Consider the following 9417-nt stretch of genomic DNA (forward strand, 5'->3'; position numbering starts at 1 on the left):
ACCCGTCGAGCTCGCCCGCCGGCTCGGGATCCGCTCGGCCTCGGCCAGCGTCCTGGTCGACCGCCTCGTGCACGCCGGTCACCTCGCCCGCGTGCCGGACCCCGACGACGGCCGGCGCACCCGGCTGGTGGCCACCGACCACGCCCGCCGGGAGGCGCTCCGCGCGCTCGGGTCCCTGCTCGAGGGGCTCGACGCGCTCACCGGCCCCCTCGACGACCGGGACGCTGCGGTCGTCCGCGACTTCCTCCGGGCCGCGACGACGACGATGCAGCGGGCGGCGGCCTCGTCCTGACGTCGTCCTGACCCCGTCCCGACATCGGACGAACCGCCCGACGGGGTCGGGACCGGCGGCCCTGCCCCGCGTCGCGGATCCGCCCGATCGTCCGGCCCATGACCGACAACCCCTCGCCCCCACCCCCACCGATCCGGGTGACGGGGCGCTTCGACCCCGACCTCTCCCGCGGCCTCTGGCTGGTGAAGTGGCTGCTGCTGATCCCGCACCTGATCGTGCTCGCCGTGCTGGGCGCGGCGTTCTGGGTGCTGACCGTGGTCGCGTTCGTCGCGATCCTCGTGACCGGCCGCTACCCCCGCGTGATCTTCGGCTTCACCACCGGGGTGCTGCGCTGGGGATGGCGCGTGGCGTTCTACGGCTACGGCGCGAACGGGACCGACCGCTACCCGCCCTTCACCCTGAAGGACGTGCCGGACTACGCGGCGCGGCTCGAGATCGACCACCCGCCGCAGCTCTCCCGCGGGCTCGTGCTCGTCAAGTGGTGGCTGCTCGCCCTGCCGCACTACGTCGTGCTGGCCTTCCTCGTAGGCGCGGGCGGCACCGTGGTGGCCCGCCTCGGCCCGGAGGGCGCCATCAGCTTCGACGGCGGCCTCATCACGCTGCTCGTGCTCTTCGCGGTCGTCGCGCTGCTGTTCACCCGGCGCTACCCGCGCGGCATCGCCGACCTGGTCGTCGGCCTCGACCGCTGGGTGCTGCGGGTCGTCGCCTACGCCTCGCTGATGACCGACGAGTACCCGCCGTTCCGCCTGGACCAGGGCCAGGACGAGCCCTCGGCCGCACCGGCGGACGAGCTGCCCGGGCCGGACACGACGCCGGAGCCCGAGGAGCCGCCCGCGGACGCGGCGGTGCCCGCGCCGGCACCGGCCAGCGGATCGACCGTCCTGCTCGACCGGCCGACCGCGCCCCCGCAGCCACCCGTGGCGCCCCCGGCGCGGACCGTGCCGCCGCCCTCGGGCGGGCGCCTCGCCCTGCTGGTCGTCGGCGCGATGATCGCCCTGCTCGGGCTCGGCGTCTTCGGCGCCGGGGTCACCGGGCTCGCCGCCGACACCGGGGCACGAAACGCGGCGGGCTACCTCACCCTCGGGCCGACGACCTCGGCGACGGCGGGCGCGGCACTGCGCACCGACCCGATGGTCATCTCCGGCACGGAGCCGGCAGCGGTGCTCGGCTCGGCGCAGGTGACCGCGACCTCGCTGCGCGCGAGGGACCTCTTCGTCGGGATCGGCCCGACCGCCGACGTGACCCGGTACCTCACCGGCGTGCCCCAGGGGATCTGGCGACCGGGCACCGACGGGCGCGGCGGTGGCACCGTCGCGGAGGTCCCCGGCGGGGCGGTCGTCCCGCCCCCGGCGACGCAGCCGTTCTGGGCCGCGCAGTCCGCCGGACCCGGCACCCGCACCCTGACCTGGACGCCCGCCCCGGGCGACTGGTCCCTCGTCGTCATGAACGCCGACGGGACCACCCCGGTGCTGGTCTCGGTCTCGGCAGGTGTCCAGGCGCCGGCGCTGCGGCCGGTCTCGGCGGGCGTGATGCTCGCGGGCGGGGCCCTGGTGCTGCTCGGCGTCGTCGTGATCGTCCTCGGCGCGCGGCCCGAACGAGGCGAGGAGCAGGAGGCGCTCGCGGCCCGGTGATCAGCGGCCGGGCTCCGGGGGCGCCTCGTCGTCCCCGGGACCCCGCCCGGGCGCGTCACCGCCCGGCGGCCCCTCGCCGAGTGCGGCGGCCAGCGCCTCGGGGTCGAGCCGGTCGAGGTAGCCGCGGAACTCGTCGACGGCCTGGTCGATGGCCGCCTCGTCGGGCTCCTCGCGGACCGTGCACCCCGCCATCTCCAGCACCTCGTCGTCCATGTAGAGCGGGGCGCCGACGCGGACGGCGAGCGCGATGCCGTCCGAGGGACGGGCGTCGAGCCGCAGGTCCCCGCCCCGGCCGGCCAGCGCGACCTCGGCGAGGAACGCGCCCTCCTGCAGCGCGGTGACCTCGACCCGGTCCACCCGGACGTCGAGGGTCCGGACGAGCGCCGCCATGAGGTCGTGGCTCAGGGGCCGGGGCGGCGGCTCGCCGCTGAGCGCGACCGCGATGGACGCGGCCTCCGCGGGCCCGACGACGATCGGGACGATGCGGTGCGGCGCGTCGTGCTCGCGCACGATCACCAGCGGGGTGCCGGAGGCGGCGTCCACGTGCAGACCGACGAGGTCGAGGAGCTTCATCACGGCAGCGTGGTCGCGCCCGGTGGTCCCGCCCAGGGCCGAACGACCCCGCCGCCGGTGACGACGGGCCGAACGGCCCTCCCGCGCGGGTCCGGCCGACGCGAGCGTGCCACGCATGAGCACCACCACGGTCGGGGCCGGGACGGGACGGGAGCCCCCGCCCGAGCCGGAGCCGCCCCCGGAGCCCGAGCCGAGGCCCGTGCCGCCTCCCGGCCCGGCGCCGGTCCCGCCCCCGGAGCCTCCGGTGCCGGAGCCGCCGACCCCACCGGCCCCGACCCCACCCTTCCCGCCGCCCACGCCACCGCTGCGGCCGCCGCCCTCGCCGTTCTCCATCGCCGGCTCCCGATGGCGGCCGAGGGACTCGGGCACGGGGCGACCACCGGCGGGCCGTGATCGGGCCGCCCGGCCCGCGGCTGTGCAGACCCTCGCCTCTGCCCGCCCGCCGGACCGCCGCCCAGGCTTCGTCCAGGATCACGACGAGGGAGGACCACGATGTCGACGGTGACGAAGGGAACGCTGCCGGACCGGCTCCGGACGGCGTTCGTGCCGCGGCGTAGCACGCTGCGGCGCCCGTCGGACCGGACGGAGACCGTCGCCCGGTGGGTCGCGCTGGCCCTCCTCGTGATCGCCGTGCCGTTCCTCCTCGCCCTGGGCAGCGGCCGGGCCCAGGACGTCCGCGACGGGGCCGCTCTCGTCCGGGCGGTGGCCCACCCCGTCACCGCCACGATCACCCAGGTCGTCCCGCGCGCGGCCACCACGGGCGGGGTCCCGTCGGGCGCCGTCGACATCACCGCGACGTGGACCGGGCCCGACGGAGCCACCCGCGCCGTCACCGGGGTCGAGCTGCGCGGCGCCCGAGTCGGCGACCCCTGGTCGGCGTGGATCGACGCGAACGGCCACCAGGTGCGGGCTCCGCGCAGCGACGCGCAGGCGACCGCCGAGGGCGTCATGCTCGCGTTCTGGGCGTTCCTGACGACAGGGGTCGGCCTGGTCGGCCTCCTGGGCCTCCTGCACTGGATCCTCGACCGGCGACGCTTCCGCGACTGGGACGAGGACTGGGCCCTGTTCGGGCTGGGCCGCAGCCGCGGGATGTCCGGGTGACCGGCTCGCGGGGCGGGGTGGTGGTCTGCGGCGCGGACGGGTCGGTCGGGGCGCGCCACGCCCTGGCCCGGGCGGTGCGCTCCGCGGCGTCCCGCGGCGCGCGACTCCGCGTGGTGGCCGCCTTCGACCCGCCGGACCGCTCCTTCGGCTGGACCGTGGGAGGGGGTGTCGGCATCCCGATCCCCTCCACGACGGAGGTCGCCGCCGCCATCCGCGCGGACGTCGCCGACACCCTCGACGACGTCCTCGACGAGCTCGCCGCCGAGATCCCGGTGAGCCCCGAGCTCGACATCGTGGTCGAGGTCGGCCCTCCGTCGTCGGTCCTGCTCGCGGAGTCGATGGACGCGGTGGAGCTGGTCGTCGGACACCGCGGGCACGGCGTCGTGAGCGCCCTGGGGTCGGTGGCCCTGGCGTGCCTGCTGCATGCGTCCTGCCCCGTGACGGTGGTGCCCGAGCCCGCGTCGAGGGCCGCGACGATCACGGTGGAGGCCCCGGCGGCGGCCCGCGCCTGACGGGCCGCCGCCTGTCGGCCCGGTCTCGGGTCGGCCCGCGCTCCGGTCGGCCCAGGTCTCGGGTCGGCTCAGGTCTCGGGAACCGGCGCGAGCGCGGGCCGGCCCAGCGCGTGGGCGGAGCCTCACCGGGACCCGGACCGCGGTGACAGGGGCGAGGTGCCCCGGACGACCGGGTCCCTCGGACCGTCGGGGCGGGTCGTCAGAGGTAGCTGCCCTCGGGGACCGGGCCCTGGTCGGCGCCCCGGGCGAGCGCGTCGCGGCGCAGCTGGGCCAGCTGGGAGCCGGCGGCGGACTCCTGCGCGGCGACCGCCACCTGCGCGCCCTGGAAGAGGCCCTCGAGCCAGCCCACCAGGCCGGCCTGGACGATCCGCAGCTCGACCTCGTCGGGGACGCGGTCGTCGGGGAGGGACAGCCGCACCGCGTGCAGCTCGTCGCGCAGCTCCGGCCCGAGGTGACGGGTGATCTCGTCGAGGGCGCGCTGCTGCAGGTCGCGGAGCCGCTCGCGGGCGTGCTCGTCGAGGGTGAGGGCGCGGGTCTCCTCGAGGACGCTGCGGACCATGAACCCGATCCGCAGCAGCGGGGCCGGGTCGTCGACGTCGGGCGCGCCCGGCGGACGGGGTGGTGGCTCCTCGGCGGGCGCGGGGGCCGGGACGGGTGACCCGTCCCGGGACCAGCGGCGGGCGTCGTGCACCACGGGCGCCGGAGCGCCCGGTGTCGTACCTGCGGCCACCTCGGAGCCCCTTCGTGTCGTGGGCGGGCCCCGCCACCGGGGGTCGGCGGGGACCGCGATGTCAGGGGACACCGGGCTCGCCCGCGCGCCCCAGGGCCGCGCGGCCCGATCCGGCGGGCCGGGCGGCCCTGCGCGCCCGAAGGCTCCCCGCGGCTCAGCTGGTGAGGTGGGCCTCCTGGCCGGTGGCCTGCTCGATGTCCCCGATCGCGGCGTCGAGCAGCCGGTGCTGCAATTCGGCCAGCGCCCGGGCGGCCGCGAGCTCGGCACCGATCTCGGGCACGTCGCGATCGAGCGGGTTGCGGCGGGCCCTGCCCCGGCCCTCCAGGGAGGTCGCGTCGCGGGTCTGCAGGCGCGCGACGGCCGTGGTGTGGTCGTCGTGCTCCTCGATCTCGATGATCGTCCGCCACTCCTCGGTGTGGGTCATGGTGTGCTCCTTCGGTCGCGGGCTCCCGTCGTGGTGCCCGGGCCGAGGGTTGGTCCGCCCACGGGCGCGGAGCGAGGGCCGGAGGGCCCGCGCCGCCTGGCCCGCGGGCCCGTCCTCGGCGGCCGGCGCGGGTCAGCCGACGCGGTCCACCGCGAGCACGGACATCAGCGGCCCGGCGATGCGCTCGCCGTCGGTGGTGTCGAACGCGAACCCCGCCGCGCAGACCACCCAGTCGCCCGCGGCTTCGGGCACGTCCTCACCACGCCGGTCGAGATGGCGCTCGTCGCGGGATTCTTCCTGGTGTTTCACGGTCCTGGCGGTGCGTGGACTCGCACGGGCCCGATGACCGCCGGCTCGCGGTCGCGACGCTCAGAGCTCCAGCCGGGACCCCATGACCACCGTCCGCTCGATCGGCAGCTTGAACGACGCCGACGGGGAGGCCGCGTTGTGGGCCAGCCCGACGAAGAGCCGCTTGCGCCACGTGCTCATCCCGGGCTCGTCCCCGCGCTCGATGATGATGCGGGAGAGGTAGTAGGAGGCGGTGCCGAGATCGGTCCGCTCGCAGATCTCGGGGGAGAGGCCGCGGGCCTGGCGCAGCACGTCGGGCAGGTCCTGCGGGTCCTGGAAGCCGAACCGGGCACTGATGTGCACGATGCCGTCGTCGCGGTTGCCGAGGTCGTCGATCGTCAGCCGTTCGTCGCGCGGGACGTGCGGGACGTCGGTCGCCACCAGCGAGACGATGACGTTGTGCTCGTGCAGCACCCGGTTGAACTTGACGTTGGCCCGCAGTGCGAGGGGCGCGGTCTCGTCGGTCGGGTGGGGGAACACGGCGGTCCCCGGGACCCGCACCGTCCCGTCCGGGAGTGCCTCGACGAACGCGCGCAGCGAGCCCTCCATCCGGGCCCGCCGGACCGTCACCAGCCGCCGGCCGCGCTGCCACGTCGTCATGACGGTGACGACGAAGGCCGCCACGAGGAGCGGGAGCCAGCCGCCGCTGACGATCTTGGTGAGGTTCGCGGCGAAGTAGAGCACCTCGGTCCCGCCGATGACGACGCCGAAGAGGACCACCTTCCAGGTCGCCCAGTGCCGGGCCTGGGCGGCGTGGACGAGGAAGAGCGTGGTGGACAGCAGCAGGGTGCCGGTCACCGCGAGGCCGTAGGCGGTGGCCAGGCCCGACGAGGAGCGGAACGTCGCGAGGAGCACGAGGACCCCGCCGAAGAGCAGCCAGTTCACCGCCGGCACGTAGATCTGGCCGCTCTCGCGCTGCGAGGTGTGCTTCACCGTGAGGCGGGGCAGGTAGCCGAGACGGACGGCCTGCTGCGAGACCGAGAACGCCCCCGAGATCACCGCTTGCGACGCGATCACGGTCGCCGCGGTCGCGAGGACCACCAGCGGCAGCTGGGCCCAGTCCGGCGCCAGCAGGTAGAAGGGGTTCGAGACCGCCTGCGGGTCCTGCAGGATCAGCGCGGCCTGGCCCAGGTAGTCGATGATCAGCGCGGGGAAGACCAGCGCGAACCAGGACAGCCGGATGGGTCCACGGCCGAAGTGGCCCATGTCGGCATAGAGGGCCTCGGCGCCCGTGATCGACAGCACCACCGCGCCCATCGCGATGAACGCGGTGTAGGGGTGGTCGGCGACGAAGGTGGCGATGTAGGTGGGCGACAGGCCCGCCAGCACCTCGGGGTGGGCGACCAGGTGCGGGAGTCCCAGCACGGCCAGGATGAGGAACCAGAGGAGCATCACCGGGCCGAACAGCCGCCCGACGAGGTGGGTGCCGAAGCGCTGGACGATGAAGAGGCCCGCGAGGATCACGGCGCCGATCGGGAGCACCGCCTCGGTGAGGTCGGGCTGGGCGACGGTGAGGCCCTCGACCGCGGAGAGCACCGAGATGGCCGGGGTGATGAGCGAGTCGCCGTAGAAGAGCGCCGCGCCGAGGACGCCCAGCGCCAGCGCGAACGCGGGCAGGCGTCGGCCGCGCACCGTCCGCCGGACGAGGGCGGCGAGGGCCATGACGCCGCCCTCGCCGTCGTTGTCGGCACGGAGCATGAAGGTCACGTACTTGATCGAGACGATCAGCGTGACCGACCAGAAGATCAACGAGACGACGCCGTAGACGTCGCCCGGCGTCGGGCTCACCGCGTTGCCGTCGATGGAGAACACGGTCTGCATCGCGTAGAGCGGGCTGGTGCCGATGTCGCCGAAGACGACGCCGAGGGCCCCGAGCGCGAGACCGGCGGCGCCGCGTCCCAGCGCGGAGGGGTGCTGCCGGGGGCGCGTGGCACCCGCATCCCGGGCCCCCTCGGACTCGGTGCCCGGCGTCGGGGCCGCCGGTTGATCGGACATGGACCTCAGTCTGGACCCGTCGTCGGGTGGGCACCTGCGGCGCGCCGGTAGGCCGCGAAGGCGACGGGGGCGTACGAGGTGCCGGGGCCGCCGCTCATGAGGATCGCGACCCCGAGGGCCTCGGCCACCTCGGCCTCCGCCGCCCCGTGGTCCTGGGCCGCGCGGGCGTGGATGTCGATGCAGCGTTCGCACCCCTGGGCCACGGCGATGGCGAGGGCCATCAGCTCCTTGGTCTTCGTGTCGAGGGCGCCCGGGCGCAGCGCGGCGTCGTGCATGCCGGCGAAGCCGCGGTAGACGTCGGGGACGGCGCGGCGCAGGGCACGGCTGTCGGCCTGGAAGCCGGCCTGCTCCCCTCGGGGCGGCGCGTCGGGCTGCCAGTCGTTCGCCTGGTCCAGTGCGGTGTCCATGCCCGCACCCTCGATGACGCGGCGGACGAGGTCGAGGGGTCGATGGTCGTCCCGCGCCGGGACGTCCCTCCCGCTCACGGCATGTCCGTGGGCGGGTCAGGTGCCGGTGTCGTCCCGCCGACCGGGGCGGCGCCGACCCGGCAGGCGCGACAGGTCAGCCATCGCCGAGCGGCTTCGACATCGTGGGTCGAAGAGGCCGGCGCGGGTCCGCGGCACATTGGCTGCCGTGTCGGAGACGCTGCGGTGCGAGGCCACGCTCAAGACCCTCGCTGAGGTCATCGGCGCAGGACACTGCGCCGAACCGATCATCGCGATGCGGGCCTACGCCGGTGACTGCCTCGCGGTCGCGGTCGGTGGCGTCGTCGACCCCCCGATGCCCGGCCGGCTCCGGGCCTTGCACGACGATCCCCATCTCGCCGGGATGTCCGGTAGCGAGCTGGTCCTGGACCTCTCCCAGGTCCGGGACTCCGTCCCGGGCCTGACCACCGTTCTCGACCAACTCCGCCAGCGCCGCACTCGTGATGGATGCCGCGTGGAGCTGCGGGACCCACCCTCGTCCCTGGCCGACGAACTCGACCGGGCCACCCTGACCGAGGCCTTCACCATCTTCGACGCGGTCCACCGGTCGCCCCCGTGGGCCGCCTATCTCTCCCTGGGAGCGGGAGGGTGGCCGGGGGCGTCGCCCGGCGGCGACGCGTCGGTGGCCCCATCCAGCGCTTCCTCGAGGCTGGGATAGATCTCGAACAAGGTCTCGTCGTCGAGGAGGGCCCGGGCCACCTCGGGTGCTGCCGGGTCACGGACGACGCGGAGGTCGACGTCCGCGGCGCCGGCCACGTAGGCCACCTCGACGCGCCGGCCGCGGCTGAGCTGCGCCGCGAGGCCAGGGCCCTGCTCGCACGCTCCGGCAGGCTCGACAACGCGGACGGCCGTGAGGTCGACCACAAGCGGGCGCCCCGACGGGCGGCCGTAGATCCGGTGGCAGGTCGTCGAGAATCTGCTGACGTGGCCGAACCCCCAGCGAAGCGCGACCGCCGCCACCATCGTCCCGCGCGGGTCACGTGGCGCGAAGCTTGGCCTGGGCGCGCCGGCCGGGCGCCGGCCACGAGCTCGTAGCGCCTCCCCGGACGGGACGCTCACAGTGAGGGGAGGTGGTCCCCGTCGGGTAGCACGGGTGGCTCGGCGACGACGGCGGCGCGTACCGCGACGTGCAGGTTCAGTCGGGTGTCGGGGTGGGTGAGGTCGTGGCCGGAGAGTTCGCGGATGCGTTGCAGCCGGTAGCGCAGGGTGGAGCGGTGGATGTGCAGCGCGGCGGCGGTGTCGTCGTAGTTGCCGCCGTGGTCGAGGTAGGCGCCCAGGGTGCGCACGAGGTCGGCGTGTCGTTCCCGGTCGTAGGCGAGCAGGCCA

The 9417-nt window shown here is 75.6% G+C and carries 11 protein-coding genes; 5 read left to right on the forward strand and 6 right to left on the reverse strand.

Going from position 1 to position 9417, the window contains the following annotated elements:
* Positions 1–292, forward strand: a 292-nt coding sequence (locus VGH76_RS04340) for a MarR family winged helix-turn-helix transcriptional regulator (protein WP_331555385.1), incomplete at its 5' end; no start/stop codon positions are given.
* Between the two features lie 98 nt (positions 293–390).
* Complete coding sequence (locus tag VGH76_RS04345; RefSeq protein WP_331555386.1) at positions 391–1923, forward strand: DUF4389 domain-containing protein; 1533 nt, start codon at positions 391–393, stop codon at positions 1921–1923.
* On the opposite strand, the gene VGH76_RS04350 is transcribed toward VGH76_RS04345, so the two are convergent.
* Positions 1924–2865, reverse strand: a complete 942-nt coding sequence (locus VGH76_RS04350; protein WP_331555387.1) for a bifunctional nuclease family protein — start codon at positions 2863–2865, stop codon at positions 1924–1926.
* Positions 2866–2997: 132 nt separating this feature from the next.
* Here VGH76_RS04350 and VGH76_RS04355 point away from each other — a divergent pair, with 132 nt between their 5' ends.
* Positions 2998–3597, forward strand: a complete 600-nt coding sequence (locus VGH76_RS04355; RefSeq protein WP_331555388.1) for a hypothetical protein — start codon at positions 2998–3000, stop codon at positions 3595–3597.
* Positions 3594–4109, forward strand: a complete 516-nt coding sequence (locus tag VGH76_RS04360; protein ID WP_331555389.1) for a universal stress protein — start codon at positions 3594–3596, stop codon at positions 4107–4109. The genes VGH76_RS04355 and VGH76_RS04360 overlap by 4 nt, the downstream gene beginning before the upstream one ends.
* A gap of 199 nt (positions 4110–4308) precedes the next feature.
* Here the strand turns inward: VGH76_RS04360 and VGH76_RS04365 are convergent, their stop codons facing one another.
* From VGH76_RS04365 to VGH76_RS04380, 4 genes are all read right to left on the reverse strand, one after another.
* Positions 4309–4839, reverse strand: a complete 531-nt coding sequence (locus VGH76_RS04365) for a proteasome activator (RefSeq protein ID WP_331555390.1) — start codon at positions 4837–4839, stop codon at positions 4309–4311.
* A gap of 154 nt (positions 4840–4993) precedes the next feature.
* Positions 4994–5263: a dsRBD fold-containing protein gene (locus tag VGH76_RS04370; RefSeq protein WP_331555391.1), complete on the reverse strand. Its 270-nt coding sequence runs from the start codon at positions 5261–5263 to the stop codon at positions 4994–4996.
* Between the two features lie 369 nt (positions 5264–5632).
* On the reverse strand, positions 5633–7606 hold the full coding sequence (locus tag VGH76_RS04375) for a potassium transporter Kup (RefSeq protein WP_331555392.1): 1974 nt from the start codon (positions 7604–7606) through the stop codon (positions 5633–5635).
* A 5-nt stretch (positions 7607–7611) separates the two neighbouring features.
* Positions 7612–8091: a carboxymuconolactone decarboxylase family protein gene (locus VGH76_RS04380; protein ID WP_331555393.1), complete on the reverse strand. Its 480-nt coding sequence runs from the start codon at positions 8089–8091 to the stop codon at positions 7612–7614.
* A gap of 148 nt (positions 8092–8239) precedes the next feature.
* Between VGH76_RS04380 and VGH76_RS04385 the strand changes: the two genes are divergently transcribed.
* A complete protein-coding gene (locus VGH76_RS04385; RefSeq protein ID WP_331555394.1) occupies positions 8240–8749 on the forward strand; it encodes a hypothetical protein in 510 nt (169 codons plus the stop codon).
* 397 nt (positions 8750–9146) lie between these two features.
* Here VGH76_RS04385 and VGH76_RS04390 read toward each other — a convergent pair.
* On the reverse strand, positions 9147–9417 hold a 271-nt coding region (locus VGH76_RS04390), incomplete at its 5' end, for a helix-turn-helix domain-containing protein (RefSeq protein ID WP_331555395.1).

It is taken from the genome of Actinomycetospora sp. (assembly GCF_036497585.1).
In the GTDB taxonomy this organism is placed as follows: domain Bacteria; phylum Actinomycetota; class Actinomycetes; order Mycobacteriales; family Pseudonocardiaceae; genus Actinomycetospora.